Below are 19,401 nucleotides of genomic sequence, written 5' to 3'. Positions count from 1 at the left end.
ATAGACTCGCGGGATGGTGGCGAGGATGCTCGGTGGACATTCAGCGTGACTACGTAGTGATCGGCACCGGCTCTGCCGGTGCTGTCGTAATCAACCGGCTCACCGCCGATCCGGCCACCGAGGTGGTCGCACTGGAGGCGGGCCCCGGCGATACCAACAGATTCATCGGGATTCCCGCCGCGTTCTCCAAGCTGTTCCGCACCGACGTCGACTGGGATTACCTGACCGAACCCCAACCCGAGCTCGACGGGCGCGAGATCTATTGGCCCCGAGGCAAGGTGCTCGGTGGTTGCTCGTCGATGAACGCCATGATGTGGGTCCGCGGATTCGGCGCCGACTACGACGAGTGGGCCAAGCGCTCCGACCCGCAGTGGTCGGCCGCGGCAGCGCTCGAGTATTACCGCCGCATCGAGGACGTGACCGCGGCATGGCACTTCGTCAGCGGCGACGACAGCGGCGTCACCGGGCCGCTACACATTTCACGGCAGCGCAGCCCGCGTGCCTTGACCGCGGCGTGGCTGGCAGCGACACGTGAATGCGGCTATCCGCCGGTGCAGCCGAATTCGGCTGCGCCAGAAGGATTTTGTGAGACGGTCGTCACGCAACGCCGCGGCGCGCGGTACAGCACCGCCGATGCCTACCTCAAACCGGCGATGAGCCGCAAAAACCTCACCCTGCTCACCGAAGCCACCGCCACCAAGATCATCTTCGAGGGCACGCGAGCGGTCGGCGTGGAATACCAGCGGGGCGGTCACACCTCCGTCGTGCATGCCCGCCGCGAGGTCGTGCTGTGCGGCGGTGCCGTCAACAGCCCGCAACTGCTGATGCTTTCCGGCGTCGGCGACCGTGATCATCTCGCCGAGCACGGCATCGAAACCGTCTATCACGCACCAGAAGTCGGGCAGAACCTGCTCGACCATCTAGTGACGCCGCTCGGCTTCGATGTCGACCAGGACAGCCTGTTCGCCGCCGAAAAGCCCAAGCAGTTGCTCAACTATCTGCTGCGGCGGCGCGGAATGCTCACCTCAAATGTCGGTGAAGCCTACGGATTCCTCCGCAGCCGAGCCGATCTCGAGTTGCCCGACCTGGAGTTGATTTTCGCACCGGCACCGTTCTACGACGAGGCGCTGCAACCCGCGGCGGGACACGGCGTGGTCTTCGGGCCGATTCTGGTCGCCCCGGAAAGCCGTGGCCAGATCACGCTGCGCTCCGCCGACCCCGCCGACAAACCAATCATCGACCCGCGGTACCTGTCCGACCCCGGTGGTGTGGACCGTGAAGCCATGATGGCCGGGCTGAGGATATGCGCCGAGATCGCCGAGGCTCCCTCGATGCGGGACGTGCTCGGCGCGGTGGTGCGACCGCGCAGTTGCAGCGGACTGGACGAAGCGACGTTCGCATTAGCGCTCAACCAGTGCTCGCACACCCTGTATCACCCGATGGGCACGTGCCGGATGGGCAGCGACGACGCCAGCGTGGTCGATCCGCAGCTACGGGTACGCGGAGTCGAGGGGCTTCGCGTCGCGGACGCCTCGATAATGCCGAGCACGATTCGCGGCCACACCCACGCTCCGTCGGTGATGATCGGGGAGAAGGCCGCCGACCTGATCCGGGACTGACACCTCACCCCTTCAATACCGGGTCAGTGCATGAACCCGATCGCGGTGTAGTCCAGGTCCGCCAACCCGCGCGCCCCGAAGTTGGCCAGGTCGCTGCGGACCGCGACGGTGCCCGAGGACTGAATGAGCGGCAGGCTGAAACCCTCCGCCCAGACCAGCCGATCCACTTCGTTGGCGAAGTCACGCGCCTTGCCGGGGTCGAGTTCTCCCAGCGTCCGCTCGATGGCCTCGTCGATCTGCGGGCTACCAATCTTGCCGAAGTTGCTGTCTCCGTACGACGCATAGATCTGGGTGAGTCCAGACAGCGGGAATGCGTCACCCTGCCAACCGAACAGCGCGATATCGAACGCGCCGACATTGACGTAGTTGCTGAAAAATCCGCTCCCCGAGCGTGATTGGAGTTCGAGCTTGACGCCGATCTCGGCCAGACTGTGCTGTGCGGTTTGGGTGAATACCTTGGCGTTCGGCGATTCGTAGAACAGCAGCCGGACCGCGAGTTGTCGGCCGTCCTTCTCGCGGAACTGGCCGTTCAGTTTCCAGCCCAGCGAGTCGAGCTCTCGCCGTGCCTGTTCGGGGTCATAAGGCAGGCTGTTGTCTTGATAGCCTTCCTGCCCGGCCACGAAGATGTGGTTGTTCAGCGGTACCGGGTCGGCGGTCAAGCCGTTCAAGGCGACCTTGGCGATCGTCTTGCGATCAATCCCTTTACAGATGGCCAGGCGCAGCGCCGGATCGGCGAGAATCGACCCGTTTGCGCCGTTCATCGTGAAGTGCGTCCAGCTCGGCGCGGGCGCCCGCCGGATCGCTATGCCCTTGGTGTGCTCGGCGATGACCAGCTGATCCAGCGAGCCCGTTCCGGCGGCGTCGATGGTGTTGTTCTGTAGCGCGGGCAACCGGGCCATGTCATCGAGTACCAGGTAGGTGATCGATTCCAGGCGCGGCTTTCGGCCCCACCAGCTGGGGTTGCGGCTCAACGTGATTCGCTGCTTGGCCCGGTCGATCTTGGTCAGTATGAACGGGCCCGCGGACAAACCCGGCGCGTTCAGCCAGCCGGTGTTGAACGCTTCGGGGGTGCCGGTCACGCTGGCCGGCAACAGCATGCCGTTGCCGGCGAACATGCCCTGCCATTCGGCATAGGGCTTGGCGAAGGTCATGATGGCTTGCCGGTCGTCGACACCACGGGTCACCGACTCGACCCGCTCGGCACCGCCGGTCGATGCGATTTCGAACGCTTTGTCGGTGCCGCTCATGGCATGGATCTGACTGGCGATGTCTCGCCAGGTAATTGGCGTACCGTCGGACCACACCGCTTTGGGATTGATGGTGTAGGTAGCCACCTGCGGATTGGTCCCGGTGAGTTCGACGCTGGTGAAGTAATCGGTGTTGACCCTGGTGGAACCGTCCGGCCCGATAATGAACGCGCTCGGCAGGGTGGCCTTGAGCATGTTCGCGGTCTCGGCGCTGTTGCCGTCGATGTGCAGGATGTTGAAGTTCGGCGGTAGGTCGCTCAGCGAGAGTCGCAGATTGCCCCCGTCGCGCAGCGTTGCGGGATCCTGCGGGTTGATGTCGCTACTGGTGCCCACCATGGTGTTTCCGGAAATCGGCGGGGTGGTTTGGGTCTGCGCGGAACATCCGGACAACACCAGCGCGCCAATGAGCAGCGCATGGCCCAGCGCCCGCACCGCGCGGCTACGCATTACCAGGCTCCGGTTGAGGCACTGCGCTCAGCAACCGTCGGGTGTACTCGTGTCGTGGATTGCTGAACACCTCTTGACTGTCACCCTGCTCGACCACCTCGCCGCGAAACATCACCACCACCTGGTGGGCCAGGTGTTTGACCACCGAAAGATCATGGGACACAAACAGATACGACAAGCTGAACTCATCTTGCAGGTCGAGCAGCAGGTTGATGATGCCGGCTTGGATGGAGACGTCGAGCGCGGACACCGGTTCGTCCAGGGCGAGAATCTTGGGCCGTAGGGCCAGCGCACGTGCGACGCCGATGCGTTGCCGTTGGCCGCCGGAGAACTCGGCCGGGTAACGGTCGGCGTCGGCGCGGCGCAGTCCGACGATGTCGAGTAGTTCGGCGACTCGCGCGTTGGTGTCGCCCTTGCTGTACCCGTCGGCCAGCAACGGTTCTGCGATTAGATCGAAGACCGGAAGTCGCGGATCCAGCGACGCGGCCGGATCCTGGAACACCAACTGGATGTCGCGCCGCAACGATCGTCGACTCACCTTGGTCAGGGTAGCGAGGTCGCAGCCGAGCACCTCGATCGAACCTGATTGCGGCGCTGCAAGTTCCATGATCTGGTACAAAGTGGTCGACTTGCCCGAGCCGGATTCGCCGACGATGCCCAACGTGCGGCCTTGCGGCAGTTCGAAGCTCACGCCGTCGACCGCCCGAACCTCGCCGACCTTGCGGCGCAACACCACACCCTTGGTCAGCGGATAGGTCTTGACCAGATCGCGGACCCGCACGACGACGGCAGAGTCGTCAAATGCCGTACTGCCACGGCCGATGTCAACTCCGTAGATGTCGGCGGCAGTGCGCCCGACGACTTTTTCGGTGCGAATGCACGCCGCCCGGTGGCCGGGGGCGACTTCGATCAAAGCCGGTTCGGCGGTTCGGCATTCGTCGATAGCCAGCGGGCAGCGCGGCGCGAACGGGCAACCCGGCTCCAGGCCGGCCGCCGACGGGGGAGCGCCCGGTATGGGCACCAGTCGGGTGCCCTGGGCGGCGGACAATCGCGGAACCGACCCCAATAACCCTATGGTGTAAGGCATCTGACGATCATGGTAGAGATCGCCCACCGAAGCGGACTCGACGACCCGCCCGGCGTACATCACCAACGCCCGATCGGCGAACTCGGCCACCACGCCGAGGTCGTGGGTGATGATCAGCACCCCGGCGCCGGTGACGTCGCGAGCTTTCTTCAGCACTTCCAGTATCTGCGCCTGCACAGTCACGTCCAGGGCGGTGGTGGGCTCGTCACAGATCAACAGGTCCGGGTCGTTGGCGATCGCGATCGCGATCACCACGCGTTGTCGCTCACCGCCGGACAGCTCGTGCGGAAAGGCGCGGGCCCGCTGCTGCGGCTGTGAGAGACCAACCAGCTCAAGCAGTTCCACCGCGCGCTGCGCGGCGGCCTTCTTGCTCACACCGCGCTGGTGCACTCGGATCGCCTCCGCGATCTGATCACCGACGGTGTAGACCGGGGTCAGCGCCGACATCGGGTCCTGAAACACCGTGCCGATGGATTTGCCGCGGAACCGCGACATCGCGTCGTCGCCAAGGTCCAACAGTTCGTTGCCGTGCAACCGCACAGAACCGCCTACCTCGGCGTACTCCGGCAGCAGGCCCGCCACTGCCATCGCCGCAGCCGACTTACCCGAACCGGATTCGCCGACCATGGCGACCACTTCGCCGGAGTTGACGTGATAACTGATGCCGCGTACCGCAGCTATTCGCGCACCGTCGGTGGGGAATGTGACGGCCAGGTCAGTCACCTCGAGCAGCGGAGTCACGCGCCACCACGCCGCAAGGTTCTGGCGCCCGGATCGAACGCGTCCCGCAATGCGTCGCCGGTGAGGTTGGTGCACAACACAATCAGCACCAGCACCCCGGCAGGGAATAGGAATACCCAGGGGAAGGTGGTCGCGGACTGGCTGCTGTCGGCGATCAGGGTGCCCAGTGACACGTCCGGCGGCTGGACGCCGAAGCCGAGGAAGCTCAACCCGGTTTCGGACAGGATGGCGATTCCGACGTTGAGGGTGGCGTCGATGATCAGAATCGACGCCACGTTGGGCAGCACATGGCCGACGATGATCCGGCGACTGGACACCCCCATGTACCTTGCCGCGCGGATGAATTCGCGTTCCCGCAGGCTCATGGTCATCCCCCGCACCATGCGGGAGCTGACCATCCAGCCGAACCCGGCCAGCAACACGACCAGCGAGATGATGTTGGCCGAGTTCCTGGTGCGCGGGGAGATGATGGCGATCAGATAGAAGGAAGGCACCACCAGCATCAGGTCGACCACGAACATCAGCGACGCGTCACGCCATCCTCCGAAGTATCCCGCGATCGCCCCGACCGTGGCGGCGATTCCGGTGGAGATCACCGCGACGAAGACACCGATCAGCATCGACTTCTGCATACCGCGCAGGGTCTGGGCAAGCAGATCCTGACCAATCGTGTTGGTGCCCAACCAGTGTCGCGCGTCCGGCGGCTGCAGCAAGGCGTTGAAATCGAGATCCTGGTAGGAGTAGGGCAGCAACGGCGGCAACGCATAACAGCCCACGAATAACAGCACCAGCACTATCAGCGCGATCACGCCCGACCGGTTCCGCAGGAATCGGCGCAGTACCAATGTGCGACGCGAGGTGAACTCCGTCGGGGTCGTCTGCTTCACAACGGTCATGAGACTCGCACCCTCGGATCGAGTGCGGCATAGAAGATGTCGGACAGCAATCCAGCCAGCAGCACTGCGGAACCCGTGAACAGCGAGATCGTGACCGCGATGTTGGTGTCCTGGGTGGCCACCGCGCGGAGCAACCATTCGCCCATGCCGTGCCAGCCGAAGATCTTCTCGACGAAGACGGCTCCGGTGACGAGGCCGGCCACGCCGTAGGCGAACAGGGTGGCCAACGGAATCAACGCGGTGCGCAGGCCGTGCTTGACCAATGCGCGCCGACGAGTCAAACCTTTGGCGCGTGCGGTCCGGATGAAATCCTGCCCCAGCACGTCGAGCATGGCGTTGCGCTGGTAGCGGCTATAGCCGGCGGCGGCGCCCAGCGCCAGCGTCAGCGTGGGCAGCACCAAATGCTTCAACCTGTCGGCCACGGCCGCCCAGGTTCCGTCGTCCACGCCCGGCGACGTCTCTCCGGTGTAGTCGAATAGCTGGATGCCCAGCGCCCAGTTGATTCGCAGTGCGCCGATGATCAACAGCGTGGCAAGGACGAACGACGGCGTGCTGAGCGTGATGAACGCCCACATTGTGACGACGCGGTCGCTGAGTCGGTACTGGCGAATGGCGCCCCAGGCCCCCAGCGCCACGCCCAGCACCGTGCCGATCACCGATCCGATGACCACCAGGCGCAAGGTGACTCCGACGCGACGCCACAGTTCGGTGCCCACCGGCTGGCCGGTGACGGTCTTTCCGAAATCGCCGTGGATGGCGTGCGACACCCAGTTCGCGTAACGGATCGGAATGGGCTGGTCCAAGCCCAGATCGTGAGCCTTGGCGTCGATGACCGCCTGCGGAGGGCGAGGGCTGCGCTGCAGCAGGCTGTCTAACGGCGAAAACGAGAGCGAGGCGACGCAGTAGGTCAGAAACGTCGCCAGCGCCAGCAGCACGATGTACTTGAGCAATCGGCGCAGCAGAAACCGCGTCATGCCCTACCACCCTGCCGCATCTGGACAGGGTAGCGAGTCGTCGACGGTCCAAGGTCAGCCACACCAGCGCGTTTCGTGCCGGGCAGGACGGGTGGTCTCTTGGTGCGCTGAATGTATCGGCGCTCAGCCTTTGCGATCTGGCTGATCCTCAACCGTGAATCCGGCACGCTCGGTTGCTAAGATCGTGCGCGCATCGATCGGTGCGGCAAACGCCATACGGCGACACTCAAGGAGGTCCTGCGGGTGACGGTTACCGACGACTACCTCGCTAACAACGCCACCTACGCGAGCGACTTCAAGGGGCCGCTTCCGTTGCCGCCGAGCAAACACGTTGCGGTGCTGGCGTGCATGGATGCTCGCATTGACGTCTACCGCGTGCTCGGCATCAACGAAGGGGAGTCGCACGTCATCCGCAACGCCGGCGGTGTCGCGACCGACGACGCGATCCGCTCGCTGGCCATCTCTCAGCGGCTGTTGGGCACGCAGGAGATCATCCTGATTCACCACACTGATTGCGGGATGCTTACTTTCACCGACGACGACTTCAAGCGCAGCATTCAGGAAGACACCGGCGTCAAGCCGCCGTGGGCGGCCGAGGCTTTCCCGGACATCGCCGAGGATGTGCGCCAATCGTTGCGCCGCATCGAGAACAGTCCCTTCGTCACCAAGCACACCTCGCTGCGTGGGTTCATCTTCGACGTCGCGACCGGCAAGCTCGAAGAAGTCACGCTGTAGCAGACGGGGTTTCTTCCTCGGTTCGGTTCGCGAGCCCAACCACACCGCTGGCCGCGAGCCGAACCACACCGCTGAAATCCCCCCTCAAAACAGCAGCCAGGTTCGGTTCGCGAGCCGAACCACACCGCTGTCCCCGAACCGAACCACACCGCTGAAATCCCCCCTCAAAACAGCAGCCAGGTTCGGTTCGCGTGAGCAATCCTCGTCGACGCGTGACTAGTCCTCGTTGACAAGAGCAAGTCGCACTGATTTTATGTCAGGTAATATTCGTTAATCTGGCCAAATCTACCAACTTGACCGGGAAACTCAGATGAGCACTGACCTGACGGCCGGCCCCGCGGCCGGCCAGTACGAACTGAGCCACTTGCGCTCGCTGGAAGCCGAGGCGATCCACATCATTCGCGAAGTGGCCGCCGAGTTCGAGCGACCGGTGTTGCTGTTCTCCGGCGGCAAGGACTCGATCGTCATGCTGCACTTGGCGCTCAAGGCTTTTCGTCCCGGACGGTTGCCCTTTCCGGTGATGCACGTCGACACCGGCCACAACTTCGAGGAGGTGCTGACCACCCGAGACGAACTTGTCGCGGAGGCCGGGGTGCGTCTGGTGGTGGCCTCGGTGCAGGACGACATCGACGCCGGTCGCGTGGTCGAGACGATCCCGTCGCGCAACCCCCTGCAGACCGTGACGTTGTTGCGCGCCATCCGGGAAAACAAGTTCGACGCCGCTTTCGGCGGCGCCCGCCGCGACGAGGAGAAGGCCAGGGCCAAGGAGCGGGTGTTCAGCTTCCGCGACGAGTTCGGCCAATGGGACCCCAAGGCGCAGCGGCCCGAACTGTGGAACCTCTACAACGGACGTCACCACAAGGGCGAGCACATCCGGGTCTTCCCGCTGTCCAACTGGACCGAGTTCGACATCTGGTCCTACGTCGGCGCCGAGAAGGTCAAGCTGCCGTCGATCTATTTCGCCCACCGCCGCAAGGTTTTTCAGCGTGACGGGATGCTCCTAGCGGTAGATCGCCACTTGCAGCCCCGCGCCGACGAGCGGGTTTTCGAGACCTCGGTGCGGTTCCGCACCGTCGGTGACGTCACCTGCACCGGCTGTGTGGAATCCCGCGCGGCCACGGTCTCGGAGGTGATCGCTGAAACCGCGGTGTCCCGCCTGACCGAACGAGGGGCCACCCGGGCCGACGACCGGATCTCTGAAGCTGGGATGGAAGACCGCAAGCGGCAGGGGTACTTCTGATGACCACACTCTTACGCCTTGCCACGGCGGGTTCGGTCGACGACGGCAAGTCCACTTTGATCGGGCGTTTGCTCTACGACTCCAAAGCGGTAATGGAGGACCAGTGGGCGGCCGTGGAGCAGACCTCCCGGGAACGCGGCCACGAGTACACCGATCTGGCCCTGGTTACCGACGGCCTGCGGGCTGAACGCGAGCAGGGCATCACCATCGACGTGGCCTACCGCTACTTCGCTACTCCCAAGCGGAAATTCATCATCGCCGACACCCCAGGGCATATCCAATACACCCGCAACATGGTGACGGGCGCGTCCACGGCGCAGCTGGTGATCGTGCTCGTCGACGCACGTCACGGTCTGTTGGAGCAGTCTCGGCGGCACGCGTTCCTGGCGTCGTTGCTGGGTATTCAGCACATCGTGCTAGCCGTGAACAAGATGGACCTGATCGATTGGGACAGAGAGAAATTCGAGGCAATCCGGGACGAGTTCCACGCCTTCGCCGCGCGGCTGGATGTGCAGGACGTCGCCACCATTCCGCTCTCGGCTTTGCACGGCGACAACGTGGTGACCAAGTCGGAGAAGACGCCGTGGTACGAAGGGCCGGCGCTGCTGTCGCACCTCGAAGAGGTCTTCATCGCCGGTGACCGCAACCTGGTCGACGTGCGCTTCCCGGTCCAGTACGTCATCCGCCCGCACACTCACGAGCATCGAGACCACCGTAGCTACGCCGGCACCGTGGCCAGTGGCGTGATGCGCCCGGGCGACGAGGTGATTGTGCTGCCGCTCGGCAAGACCACCCGCATCACCGCGATCGAAGGCACCAATGGCCCTGTCGCAGAAGCATTTCCACCGATGGCTGTCGCGGTGAGCCTGGCCGACGACATCGACATCTCGCGCGGTGACATGATTGCGCGCACCAACAACCAGCCCCGGCTCGCCCAGCAGTTCGACGCGACGGTGTGTTGGATGGCCGATTCGTCGGCACTGGAACCGGGCCGCGATTACATCATCAAGCACACCACGCGGACCACCCGAGCACGCATCACAGCGCTGGACTACCGCCTCGATGTCAACACGCTGCACCGCGACAAGTCCGCAACGGCATTGAAGCTCAACGAGCTTGGGCGCATCACGATACGCAGCCAGGTGCCGCTGCTGCTCGATGAGTACTCCCGTAACGCCAGCACCGGTTCGTTCATCCTCATCGACCCCGACACCAACGGGACGGTGGCCGCCGGCATGGTGTTGCGGGATGTCGCCGCGCAGAAGGCCAGTCCGAACACGGTGCGGCACAAGTCGTTAGTCACTGCCGCCGACCGAGCGGTCCAGGGTAAGACGGTGTGGCTCACCGGCCTTTCCGGAGCCGGCAAGTCGTCGGTGGCGATGCTGGTCGAGCAGCGGCTGCTCGAAAGGGGCATCCCCGCTTACGTTCTCGACGGCGACAATCTGCGCCACGGCCTGAACGCCGACCTTGGCTTTTCCATGGCCGATCGGGCCGAGAACCTGCGCCGACTGGCACATGTGGCGACGCTACTGGCCGACTCGGGACAGATCGTGCTGGTGCCGGCCATCAGCCCCTTGGCCGAGCACCGCGAGTTGGCCCGTAAGGTCCACGCCGACGCGGGATTTGAGTTCTTCGAGGTGTTCTGCGATACACCTCTCAAAGAGTGCGAGCGGCGTGATCCCAAAGGCTTGTATGCCAAAGCCCGGGCGGGGGAGATCACGCACTTCACCGGGATCGACAGTCCCTACCAGCGGCCGAAAAAGCCGGACCTGCGCCTGACCGCTGATCGCAGCATCGAAGACCAGGCGCAAAGCGTGATCGACATGCTCGAAGTGCGCGCTTAGCCGGCGGTGGTGGCGGGCCTGGCAGAATCTAGCATCATGCGGATGTCGGCCAAGGCGGAATACGCCGTTCGGGCGATGGTCCAACTCGCGACGGTGCCCAGCGGCACCCTGGTCAAGACCGACGACCTGGCCCAGTCCCAGGGAATTCCGCCGCAGTTCCTCGTCGACATCCTGACCAACCTGCGCACCGACCGCTTGGTACGCAGTTACCGCGGCCGCGAGGGCGGTTACGAGCTTGCACGTCCGGGAAGCGAAATCAGCATTGCCGACGTGTTGCGCTGTATCGACGGGCCGTTGGCCAGTGTCCGCGACATCGGGCTCGGTGACTTGCCCTATTCCGGTCCGACCGTCGCGCTCACCGATGTCTGGCGGGCCCTGCGCGCCAGCATGCGCTCAGTCCTGGAGGAGACCACGGTCGCCGACGTCGCGGCCGGCAGTCTGCCCAAGCACGTCGCCCAGATGGCGAACGACTACCGCGCTCAGGAAAGCCAGCGGCACGGCGCTACTCGCGACTAGCCGCCCGAGCCGTAGGGCCGGGTCAGGATTTCCATGGCGTGCCCGCCCGGGTCTCGGAAATACACGCCTTTGCCACCGTCGCGGGTATTGATCTCGCCGGGGCGTCGGGCACCGGGGTCGGCCCAGTGCGGCATGCCGCGCGACTTGATCTTGCTGTAGATCGCGTCGAAATCGTCGTCGGAAACCAGGAATGCGTAGTGCTGCGGCCTGATTTCGTCACTCTCGGCGACGTCGGCGTAGTCGAGGCTGGCGCCGTGTTCGAGTGTGACAACCATGAACGGGCCGTACGGCATCGGTTCGGGCAGGCCGAACAATTCGGTGAGAAACTCCGCGGACCTCTGCTTATCGTGTGCCGCGACGATGGTGTGGTTGAAGCTGATAGGCATGGTGCTCCCATCCTCCTCTCTTTTCGGCGAGCGTGTGGGTACACCTACAGGCTGCCCTGGTTGGCATATGCGCGCCGTCGCCGACGAGTGTGGGGGGCCCGCCGACGGGTGCCGACAGACGCGCGACAGACCCCAAACAGGCGACCGCGCGCCCGACGACGTCCCTTACTTAGGCGCGGTGAGCTCCAGCGCAATGTTGTCTGGATCGCGAAACTCCAAAATGTAGGACGGCCCGATATCCTTGATCGGCTCGTGCGCGATACCCAATTCGTCGAGATGTTCTGCAGCGGAGTCTAATTCGGCCCTACTCCCGATCCGGAAGGCGATATGGTCGAGTCCGGTACGGTTCTCATCGAACTGGTCGTCAGCCACCGGCCGCAAACCGAGCAGCGCGCCGCCCATGTCGTAGATCACGCCGCCGAACAGGAAACCCAGGCGTTGGCGCAGTGCCTCGTCGGCGTTGTCGGGTGTCTCGATCAGCACCGGCCAGTCGAACACGCTCTCGTAGAACTGCCGGGATCGCTCGATGTCGGTGACAGTCAGCCGGACATGGGCGATCGACGTGCTGGTTAAGGCCATTCATCCCATGCTGCCAGAATCGCTGTGTGCAGACAGGTATGACCATGCCAGTGATGGAGCCCGCGCTCGACGCGGCCTTGCTCAGGGACTGGGCACGGGCGATAGACGAGGGACCGTTCTCTTCGCTGTGCTGGGGTGAGCGCATTGCGTTCGGAAACCCCGACAGCCTGACGCTGCTCGGTGCGGTGTCGGCCTGGACGCAAAGGGTGCGGTTGGTGACGACGGTGATCGTGCCCCAATTGCATGATCCGGTCATGTTGGCCAAGGCGCTGGCGACCGGCGACCTGCTCAGCAACGGGCGCCTGACGGTCGGAATCGGTGTGGGCGGCAGGCACGAGGACTACAACGCCGTCGGCGCGGACCCGAAGACCCAGACGATGCGGGGCATGGCCGAACGTGTGGCGGTGATGAAGCGGGTGTGGGCTGGCGAGAAGATCACCGAGTCGGTGCTGCCGGTGGGACCATCGCCGGTCCAGGCCGGGGGTCCGCCGCTGCACGTCGGCACCATCGGACCCAAGACCGTTCGCAGCGCCGCAGCTTGGGCTGATGGTATGGCCGGAACCACCTTGGACCTCGACGTCGCCAAGCAGAACGAGTTGTTCGATGTGGCGCGCACATCGTGGGCCGAGGCCAGCAAGCCCGCGCCGCACCTGGCGACCTCGTTCTGGTTCGCGTTCGGCTCGCCGGACGATGCGCGCGCCCAGGTGCATCGGCATCTGCGGCGCTATATGAACTGGATCCCGGCGGAGTTCGTCGACGCGATGGCCCCGACGACGGGCTGGGCTGGCACCGAACGAGAATTGGTGACGGTGCTGCGCCAGTTCGCCGAGATCGGCACCGACGAGGTACATCTCATCCCGACCAGCTCTGATATCGACCAGCTTCGCCGCGCGGCCGACGCCGTCGCGGCACTGTGAGCATGCGCTAGGTCGGTGGCGCGCCTGTCGGTCGCGGCGCCGCGGTGGGCCTAGGCGCGGCAGTGGGCTGGGGCGCGGCGGTGGGCCTTGGCGCGGCGGTGGGCATAGGCGCGGCGGTCGGTTGCGGTGCGGCGGTGGGTTGAGGTGCGGCGGTGGGCCTAGGCGCGGCGGTCGGTTGCGGGGCCGCCGTGGGCTGCGGTGCGGCGGTGGGTTGAGGTGCGGCGGTGGGCTGCGGTGCCGCGGTTGGTTGAGGTGCTGCGGTGGGCTGCGGTGCGGCAGTGGGCTGGACGCCGGTGGGTCGCGACGGCCGGCCCGTCGGTGGCGCGCCGGTCGGTTGCACGCCGGTTGGTTGCGCGCCGGTCGGTTGTACGCCAGTCGGTTGCGCGCCGGTCGGTTGCCCACGACTGGGCCGCGACGGCCGCCCCGTCGGTGGCGCGCCCGTGGGTTGGACACCGGTCGGTTGCGCTCCGGTGGGTTGCACACCGGACGGTTGCCCACGACTGGGCCGCGACGGCCGCCCCGTCGGTGGCGCGCCGGTCGGTTGAGCGCCAGTCGGCTGCGCCCCCGTCGAAGGCACCCCCGTCGACGGGGTCCGCGTCGGCCTGAGCAACGGACCGGTCGGCAACGAACCGGCAGGAGGCGGCGGTGCCGTTCGAGTCGACTGCACTGGAACCGTTTCGCCGACGGTGATGTCGGGCTGGTAGGGATTGGCCGCCTCCTCGCCGACCGGCGTTACGGCCAACAGCTGCATCGACTTAGCGGGTTCCGGCGCAGGTTGAACTGCCACCACCGAGGTCTGCGCGAACGTCGGCCACTTCTTCCCGCTATACGTGGGCACAACCTCGCGCTCTGGCTCGGACAACGGACTTCCGGATGTACCGCGCACCCTCGGCACGCCCCTGTCGTCGACCAACACGGGAGTGCCGGCCTGCAGCACCGACTGGAACGGTACCGACGCACCGTTCTGATAAGAGTGATCGGTCACCGCGGTGTCATGGATCAGCACCACCGGTGTCAACGAATCCACGTAGCCGTTGACATCCGAAACCCCGGCGGCATTGCCCCAAGCGGCCGCCAGCGGCGGATTCGAATCCAGTTCCGTCACCAGCTTGTCTCGGTCCAGAGCCGGGACGCCGGGCACGCCGCCATAAAGCTCCGGCTGGGTACCTGACACGTCGACCGGACTGGCGACTCCATCCGGCGGCGGGATCATTTCTCCTGCGGACTCGCCCTCGGTGGGTAGGGCCACCGTCGTCAGATCGCTGGTCCAGGGATGAGCACCGGGTGAATTGGCCGACTGCAGCACCACTTCGCGTTGCACAGCGCGCTGCTCGTCTTTGGCGCAGCTGGCCAGACCGAAGAATGCGGACGTAACCGCAAGGCCGATCACCACCGCCGCAGACGTTTGCTGGAGGCCGCCGCGCTGGGCCCGCTTGCTGTGCTGCGGTGGCGGTTGTGATGCCATATCGGAAAACCCCCGGTGAAAGTAGTTAGCCTAAGCCAATTCGCCGGAGTTTGCTCTAGTGATTTGCGAAGACGCTGATTACCCGTCGTGGACCGTCTGCGAAGCGGTCCACCACCCGTGCGCTGGGGAAGCCGAGTGCGCGCGCCTCCGCGGCCTCAGCCTGGCCGCCGCACGGCAGCACCGCCACCCGGAAGAACAACGGATCGCAGGTAACCACGAGGAACTCGGCGGATGCTGCGTCGTCGGCTGGCGTGTATTGGCGACGAAGCGGGAAGTCCAGTGCCGCACCTGTTTTCGCGACCGCGATGACGGCAACGGTGTGATCGCCGGTCGTCGCCCGGATCCGGGTTGCCGTGTCGGCGGCTCTGGGCCATCCGCCGTCCGGTGACGACGACGCGGGCAACGAAACCAGGGACAGCGCAACGCAAGTAGCCACGACCGCGACGGCGCCTGCCCGCGCTAACACCCCGGCTGTCCAGAGGCGGGCCGCACTGAAGCCGATGGCGGAGAACAGAATTGGATCCAGCCACGTGTGGTACTGGTCGGTGGGCAAGCCGACGAACGGTGTGGACAGCACCGGTGCGACGACACCGAGTGCCACCACCGCCCATGCCGTCGTCGCGGTCGCCCAACAGCCGAACTGCCGGCCCACCCCGCGGCCATACATTGTCCTCAAAAGTGCGCCCGCCGTTAGCAATAGCGCGGGCCAACCGGATAGCGGCGCCGAGGCGGCGTAGCCAGACACGGGCCAGATCAGCACCCGTCGGAATATGGTGCCCAGCCGATCCGGCAGCGGAAGACTGTCCTGGGTGTTCGTCGTATCCAGATAGGCTGCGATTGCGTGCAATTGGGGAAAGCCGTGGTTCAGGTCGTAGATCAGGTTCGGCAGATAGCCGGCCGCGATAATTACAAACGCTCCCAGCATCGGCGCCACGAGTCGCCACTCCCAGCGCCGGCGCCGAAGCATGTCGGCGACAGCCAATCCCGCAAATGGCGGCACCGCGAGCGCGGCCAGCAAGTGTCCGTTGAGCATCAGCACCCCACCGGTGGCCGCCAGCAGCCACCACCGCATGTGACGAGTCCGCCACGCATGCCACGCGGCGGCCGACGCCAACGCCGCACCGGGCGCGACGATATTGGCGTTCCAGACGAACGTTGACGCGTTCACGGCCGAAGGGCTGACCGCCATCAGCAGCGCAGCAATGTGCCCCGCTAGCGGACCGCCCACCGTGCGCCCGAGCCACCAAACCGCGGCTACTCCTCCCACGCCGATGACGGCCACGGTGACCAGAGCGGCTACCGGGTCCGCGTCGGTCGCGAATGCGCCGGGCGCCAATATCCAATAGAACAACGCGCCGTGGTGGACCGTCGGCGCCGAGCTCAGCGGCCCGACCAGGGGGACGTCACCGTCGCGAACCCACCGCAGCATCGTCAGCATTTCGATGCCCTGGTCGTCGTCCCATTCGCCGCGGCGCGGTAACGCGATCAGGCGCAGCGCGGCGGCAATCGCCAGGATCGCTACGAGTGCGAGCTGGTCACGTCGGTTCGATGTCACTGGCCGCCCCAGCGCACGACTGCGAGATTACCGGTAGCAATACTGATGACGTGGCTTTGATCGAAACCATCGCGTCGCGCGAGGCATACCGCAACGCGTGGATGGTGCTGCGTGAAGACGACATCCGTCGGCCTGATGGCAGCGCCGGTATCTACGCAGTGGTGGACAAGCCTACGTACGCACTTGTAATCCCCTACGACGACAACCGTTTTCGCTTGGTCGAACAATTTCGGTACCCGGTTGGCGCGCGCCGCTGGGAGTTCCCGCAGGGCACCGCTCCCGATTTGGCCGATCTCGAACCGTCCGCACTTGCCGAACGTGAGCTGCGCGAGGAGACCGGGCTGCGCGCAACGTCGTTCGAAGCTCTAGGGCAACTCGACGTCGCGCCGGGGATGAGTAGTCAGCGCGGTTGGGTATTTCTGGCCACCGGCATTTCGGAAGGGCGCGCCGATCGCGAACACGAGGAGCAGGACATGCGCAGCGAATGGTTCTCGCGTGCGAACGTCGAGCAGATGATGCGCGACGGCGTGATCACCGACGCGCAGTCAATCGCCGCCTACGCGTTGTTTCTGCTGCGTGGCAAGTGAAGCGATCGTAGCCTCGTCGATATCTGCCTGCGTCATCGGTGCGGAAGCATCGACACAATGCGCCCGGGATCCAGACTCGCGCTGCTCGTTTGCGTAGCGGCGGCGGTGTTCGGGACGCCGACGGTATCGGCGCACGCGGTGACACCGTCGTGGAATGGCAAGTACTCGTTGGTGAGATATGCCGTCGACAAAACCGGCACCAGCGTCGCCGCCAAGCAAGCTGAACAAACATTCAGCGCCGACTATGTCTTCTCCACGGTGTGCTCGACTGCGACATGCGTCGCCACCGCGAACAACGGTCCGACGCCGAAGAACCCGACGATCATCGTGCCGTCGCACTACACCTGGGACGGGTCCAGATGGGTGGAGCGCTTCGACTTTCAGTGGGATTGCTATATGGGAGAGGGGGTTTCGAAAGTGTGGGCGCCCGCTAAGTCGTGGGCGTTCTATACGCCGCAGGCCGACGGGTCGCTGCGGGGGACCTGGCATACCGATATTTCCAGCGGACCGTGCCAGGGCAGCGTCGAGATGCCGGTGGCGGCTTTTCGGGCGGGCTCGTAGCCGAACGAACCTGCCTTAGTCACGCACAAACCCCGGGTGGCAACGGTTTTCGTGCCACCCGGGGTTTGTGGGCGATGTCAGGTTGTGGTGACGTACTGCGGGCAGTAGGCGCTTGCGGCGTCGACGGCGAACGTGTGGGCCCCGCTGCTGCTCAGCCCGGTGCGCTCGGCAACGGAGGCGTAGACCTGCTTGGCGGATTGCCCCGCGTCCAGGGCGCTGCAGACGGCGTGCGCCTCGCTGATTGCGCGGGCGTTGCTGGGCGGAGTGATTCCGTCGGCCTTGATCTGAGCGATGAAGGCGTCGTCGACGGCGTTGGCGCTGGCGGTGCCGGCGAGGCCCAGGGCGGCCAGGCCGAGGGCGGCGGCGGTCAGGGTGGTGCCGGCCAGGGATGCGGTGATGCGGCGAGTGAACATTGGTGTCTCCGTGTACTGATGGTGGTGGTGGACGCTGGATTGCGTTAACAAAAGCTTCAGTTCCGCAGCTATGCGGATTCTTGATAAATCCTTGATGCGCCCGTATCCGCGTTCCCGGTAGACCACCGCGTCTCGGCAACACGCAAGCCGCGCAACGCACCCCGACGCGCGCTAATGTGACGGTCGGATGAGCGGAGGTGCCTTTCATGCTCGAGGTGATCGACAAGGGGCGCTGCAGTGATGAGCATCCGGTTCCATTGTTGTTCGTGCACGGTTCTTGGCATGGCGCGTGGTGCTGGGATGAGCATTTCCTGGATTTCTTCGCGGCCCGGGGATATCGGGCGATCGCGGTCAGCATGCGCGGCCACGGGGCCAGCCCCGGCCGGGATAGGTTGCGCTGGACACGAATTCGGGACTACGTCGCTGACGTCGCGCAGACGGCCGCGACGTTGTCAACCCCGCCGGTGGTGATCGGGCATTCGATGGGCGGCTTCATCGTCCAGCACTACCTGCGCCGCCACGCCGCGGCCGGGGCGGTTCTGGTCGCCGCCATCGCGCCGACCGGTGTGTACCGGGTGACGTTGCGCATTGCGCGCGATCACCCGCGGGAATTCGTTCACGTCAACGCCGCACTGCGGTTGGGACCGCTGGTCGCGACACCAGAACTAGCGCGAGAGTTGCTTTTCTCCGCCTCCATGCCCGACGCCACGGTCGACTCGTATCAGCGGCGATTGCAGGACGAGTCCTACCTAGCATTTCTGGACATGCTCGTCCTCGACCTGGTCAAGACCAAAGACGTCGACCGCGTCCCGATGCTGGTGCTGGGCGCCGAACACGACGCCATCGTCACCGTGCGCGAAGTCCACCGAACCGCCGAGGTGTACGGCGCCGAGATGCAGGTGTTCTCCGACATGGCACACGACATGATGCTCGAGCCGGGCTGGCAATTGGTGGCCGAACGAATCGACGACTGGCTCACTGCCCAGCGGTTCGGTCACCCGGCGGCATTGGGCCGCAACGGTGGGCAACCGCCGCCGTAGTCGGAAGCGAGTTCGAAATGCCAGATTTCGTTGGCGTAGATCTGGCACAGTCCGAAGGCCGTGCCGTTGCGCAGAAGCCAGTTGTCCGCTTCGGTAGGGCCGATGTCGACCGCCTTGCCGACGACGTGCTTGGAAACCTGTGGCGAGGCGACGTATTGGCTGGCCACGGCAACGCTGCCGTAGCGGGCGACGGCGTCATCGAACAATTGCTGCTGAAACTGCGGTGAGCGCCATCCCGACGTGAGGCCGAGGGTCACCCCGTCAACAGCGGCGGCGCGCGCGGCCCGCTCGATCGCGGCGAGCAGAGTCGGGTCGAGTCGGCTCACCGCAGGGTCGGCCAGGTCGAACGGGCTGAGCTCCTGGCCGTCCGGGACCCAACCCCCCGCGGTGTCGTGTGGCGGCGCAGCCGGGGCAGTGGTGTCGTTTGAGCCGTCCCCCGGTGCGGCGGTGGCCGGCGCGGCTGCGGCGACGCCGGTGAGCGTCAGCCCCACCGCCACCACCAGAAAACATTTCCGCAAGATCGTGCGGGCACTGTCCATCGGCCCAGTCTCG

At 65.3% G+C, this 19,401-nt stretch carries 19 protein-coding genes; 9 read left to right on the top strand and 10 right to left on the bottom strand.

The annotated features are described in order from the left end of the window. Positions 1–32: 32 nt before the first annotated feature. Positions 33–1,619: a GMC family oxidoreductase gene (locus A5634_RS06875; protein ID WP_065143306.1), complete on the top strand. Its 1,587-nt coding sequence runs from the start codon at positions 33–35 to the stop codon at positions 1,617–1,619. 23 nt (positions 1,620–1,642) lie between these two features. Here A5634_RS06875 and A5634_RS06870 read toward each other — a convergent pair whose 3' ends face one another. From A5634_RS06870 to A5634_RS06855, 4 genes are read right to left on the bottom strand one after another with little or no spacing between them, the layout of a single operon-like run. Continuing rightward, a complete protein-coding gene (locus A5634_RS06870; protein ID WP_065143305.1) occupies positions 1,643–3,313 on the bottom strand; it encodes an ABC transporter family substrate-binding protein in 1,671 nt (556 codons plus the stop codon). Continuing rightward, complete coding sequence (locus tag A5634_RS06865; RefSeq protein ID WP_065143304.1) at positions 3,306–5,141, bottom strand: dipeptide ABC transporter ATP-binding protein; 1,836 nt, start codon at positions 5,139–5,141, stop codon at positions 3,306–3,308. Before A5634_RS06865 ends, A5634_RS06870 begins: the two co-directional genes overlap by 8 nt. Then, positions 5,138–6,037, bottom strand: coding sequence for an ABC transporter permease (locus A5634_RS06860; protein ID WP_065143303.1), 900 nt, complete (start codon positions 6,035–6,037; stop codon positions 5,138–5,140). Before A5634_RS06860 ends, A5634_RS06865 begins: the two co-directional genes overlap by 4 nt. After that, a complete protein-coding gene (locus A5634_RS06855; protein ID WP_065143302.1) occupies positions 6,034–7,011 on the bottom strand; it encodes an ABC transporter permease in 978 nt (325 codons plus the stop codon). The genes A5634_RS06860 and A5634_RS06855 overlap by 4 nt, the downstream gene beginning before the upstream one ends. Before the next feature lie 243 nt (positions 7,012–7,254). Between A5634_RS06855 and A5634_RS06850 the strand changes: the two genes are divergently transcribed. The 4 genes from A5634_RS06850 to A5634_RS06835 all read left to right on the top strand — a co-directional run bounded on the left by A5634_RS06850 (position 7,255) and on the right by A5634_RS06835 (position 11,346). After that, a complete protein-coding gene (locus A5634_RS06850) occupies positions 7,255–7,746 on the top strand; it encodes a beta-class carbonic anhydrase (protein WP_065143301.1) in 492 nt (163 codons plus the stop codon). A 310-nt stretch (positions 7,747–8,056) separates the two neighbouring features. Beyond that, a complete protein-coding gene (gene cysD / locus A5634_RS06845; protein WP_065143300.1) occupies positions 8,057–8,986 on the top strand; it encodes a sulfate adenylyltransferase subunit CysD in 930 nt (309 codons plus the stop codon). Continuing rightward, on the top strand, positions 8,986–10,830 hold the full coding sequence (gene cysC, locus A5634_RS06840) for an adenylyl-sulfate kinase (RefSeq protein WP_065143299.1): 1,845 nt from the start codon (positions 8,986–8,988) through the stop codon (positions 10,828–10,830). Before cysD ends, cysC begins: the two co-directional genes overlap by 1 nt. Before the next feature lie 36 nt (positions 10,831–10,866). Next, a complete protein-coding gene (locus A5634_RS06835) occupies positions 10,867–11,346 on the top strand; it encodes an Rrf2 family transcriptional regulator (protein ID WP_065143327.1) in 480 nt (159 codons plus the stop codon). Here the strand turns inward: A5634_RS06835 and A5634_RS06830 are convergent. Both A5634_RS06830 and A5634_RS06825 read right to left on the bottom strand, forming a co-directional pair. Further along, positions 11,343–11,732 carry a VOC family protein gene (locus A5634_RS06830; RefSeq protein ID WP_065143298.1) on the bottom strand — a complete coding sequence of 130 codons (390 nt, stop codon included), beginning with the start codon at positions 11,730–11,732 and terminating at the stop codon, positions 11,343–11,345. The genes A5634_RS06835 and A5634_RS06830 overlap by 4 nt on opposite strands. Positions 11,733–11,897: 165 nt before the next feature. Beyond that, entirely contained in the window at positions 11,898–12,311 is a 414-nt protein-coding gene (locus A5634_RS06825; protein ID WP_065143297.1) for a VOC family protein, read from the bottom strand. A 38-nt stretch (positions 12,312–12,349) separates the two neighbouring features. Between A5634_RS06825 and A5634_RS06820 the strand changes: the two genes are divergently transcribed. Continuing rightward, positions 12,350–13,228 (top strand): LLM class flavin-dependent oxidoreductase, encoded by an 879-nt coding sequence (locus tag A5634_RS06820; protein ID WP_065143296.1) that lies wholly within the window; start codon positions 12,350–12,352, stop codon positions 13,226–13,228. A 7-nt stretch (positions 13,229–13,235) separates the two neighbouring features. Here the strand turns inward: A5634_RS06820 and A5634_RS06815 are convergent, their stop codons facing one another. Both A5634_RS06815 and A5634_RS06810 read right to left on the bottom strand, forming a co-directional pair. Then, on the bottom strand, positions 13,236–14,693 hold the full coding sequence (locus A5634_RS06815) for a DUF6777 domain-containing protein (RefSeq protein WP_065143295.1): 1,458 nt from the start codon (positions 14,691–14,693) through the stop codon (positions 13,236–13,238). A 55-nt stretch (positions 14,694–14,748) separates the two neighbouring features. Then, positions 14,749–16,248 carry an ArnT family glycosyltransferase gene (locus A5634_RS06810; RefSeq protein WP_065143294.1) on the bottom strand — a complete coding sequence of 500 codons (1,500 nt, stop codon included), beginning with the start codon at positions 16,246–16,248 and terminating at the stop codon, positions 14,749–14,751. A 101-nt stretch (positions 16,249–16,349) separates the two neighbouring features. Here A5634_RS06810 and A5634_RS06805 point away from each other — a divergent pair, with 101 nt between their 5' ends. Further along, the gene (locus A5634_RS06805) at positions 16,350–16,835 is read left to right on the top strand and encodes an NUDIX domain-containing protein (RefSeq protein ID WP_065143326.1); all 486 of its coding nucleotides are present in this window, start codon (positions 16,350–16,352) and stop codon (positions 16,833–16,835) included. Positions 16,836–16,892: 57 nt separating this feature from the next. Then, the gene (locus tag A5634_RS06800; RefSeq protein WP_216638716.1) at positions 16,893–17,396 is read left to right on the top strand and encodes a hypothetical protein; all 504 of its coding nucleotides are present in this window, start codon (positions 16,893–16,895) and stop codon (positions 17,394–17,396) included. Positions 17,397–17,473: 77 nt separating this feature from the next. Here the strand turns inward: A5634_RS06800 and A5634_RS06795 are convergent, their stop codons facing one another. Beyond that, positions 17,474–17,809, bottom strand: a complete 336-nt coding sequence (locus tag A5634_RS06795; RefSeq protein WP_065143293.1) for a DUF732 domain-containing protein — start codon at positions 17,807–17,809, stop codon at positions 17,474–17,476. A 206-nt stretch (positions 17,810–18,015) separates the two neighbouring features. Here A5634_RS06795 and A5634_RS06790 point away from each other — a divergent pair, with 206 nt between their 5' ends. Further along, on the top strand, positions 18,016–18,849 hold the full coding sequence (locus tag A5634_RS06790) for an alpha/beta hydrolase (protein WP_065143292.1): 834 nt from the start codon (positions 18,016–18,018) through the stop codon (positions 18,847–18,849). Here the strand turns inward: A5634_RS06790 and A5634_RS06785 are convergent. Further along, entirely contained in the window at positions 18,804–19,388 is a 585-nt protein-coding gene (locus A5634_RS06785) for a M15 family metallopeptidase (protein WP_065143291.1), read from the bottom strand. The genes A5634_RS06790 and A5634_RS06785 overlap by 46 nt on opposite strands. Between the last annotated feature and the right edge of the window lie 13 nt (positions 19,389–19,401).

It is taken from the genome of Mycobacterium asiaticum (genome assembly GCF_001673365.1).
Taxonomy (GTDB): domain Bacteria; phylum Actinomycetota; class Actinomycetes; order Mycobacteriales; family Mycobacteriaceae; genus Mycobacterium; species Mycobacterium asiaticum_A.
The sequence above is the reverse complement of the archived record's forward strand: the minus strand, read 5'-3'. Positions and strand labels throughout refer to the sequence as shown.

Excerpts from the sequence above, each read along its gene's own strand:
- A5634_RS06870 (WP_065143305.1), bottom strand. The coding sequence starts at position 3,313 with ATGCGTAGCCGCGCGGTGCGGGCGCTGGGCCATGCGCTGCTCATTGGC.
- A5634_RS06860 (WP_065143303.1), bottom strand. The coding sequence starts at position 6,037 with ATGACCGTTGTGAAGCAGACGACCCCGACGGAGTTCACCTCGCGTCGC.
- A5634_RS06855 (WP_065143302.1), bottom strand. The coding sequence starts at position 7,011 with ATGACGCGGTTTCTGCTGCGCCGATTGCTCAAGTACATCGTGCTGCTG.
- cysD (WP_065143300.1), top strand. The coding sequence starts at position 8,057 with ATGAGCACTGACCTGACGGCCGGCCCCGCGGCCGGCCAGTACGAACTG.
- cysC (WP_065143299.1), top strand. The coding sequence starts at position 8,986 with ATGACCACACTCTTACGCCTTGCCACGGCGGGTTCGGTCGACGACGGC.
- A5634_RS06835 (WP_065143327.1), top strand. The coding sequence starts at position 10,867 with ATGCGGATGTCGGCCAAGGCGGAATACGCCGTTCGGGCGATGGTCCAA.
- A5634_RS06830 (WP_065143298.1), bottom strand. The coding sequence starts at position 11,732 with ATGCCTATCAGCTTCAACCACACCATCGTCGCGGCACACGATAAGCAG.
- A5634_RS06825 (WP_065143297.1), bottom strand. The coding sequence starts at position 12,311 with ATGGCCTTAACCAGCACGTCGATCGCCCATGTCCGGCTGACTGTCACC.
- A5634_RS06820 (WP_065143296.1), top strand. The coding sequence starts at position 12,350 with ATGACCATGCCAGTGATGGAGCCCGCGCTCGACGCGGCCTTGCTCAGG.
- A5634_RS06815 (WP_065143295.1), bottom strand. The coding sequence starts at position 14,693 with ATGGCATCACAACCGCCACCGCAGCACAGCAAGCGGGCCCAGCGCGGC.
- A5634_RS06805 (WP_065143326.1), top strand. The coding sequence starts at position 16,350 with ATGGTGCTGCGTGAAGACGACATCCGTCGGCCTGATGGCAGCGCCGGT.
- A5634_RS06800 (WP_216638716.1), top strand. The coding sequence starts at position 16,893 with ATGCGCCCGGGATCCAGACTCGCGCTGCTCGTTTGCGTAGCGGCGGCG.
- A5634_RS06795 (WP_065143293.1), bottom strand. The coding sequence starts at position 17,809 with ATGTTCACTCGCCGCATCACCGCATCCCTGGCCGGCACCACCCTGACC.
- A5634_RS06790 (WP_065143292.1), top strand. The coding sequence starts at position 18,016 with ATGCTCGAGGTGATCGACAAGGGGCGCTGCAGTGATGAGCATCCGGTT.
- A5634_RS06785 (WP_065143291.1), bottom strand. The coding sequence starts at position 19,388 with ATGGACAGTGCCCGCACGATCTTGCGGAAATGTTTTCTGGTGGTGGCG.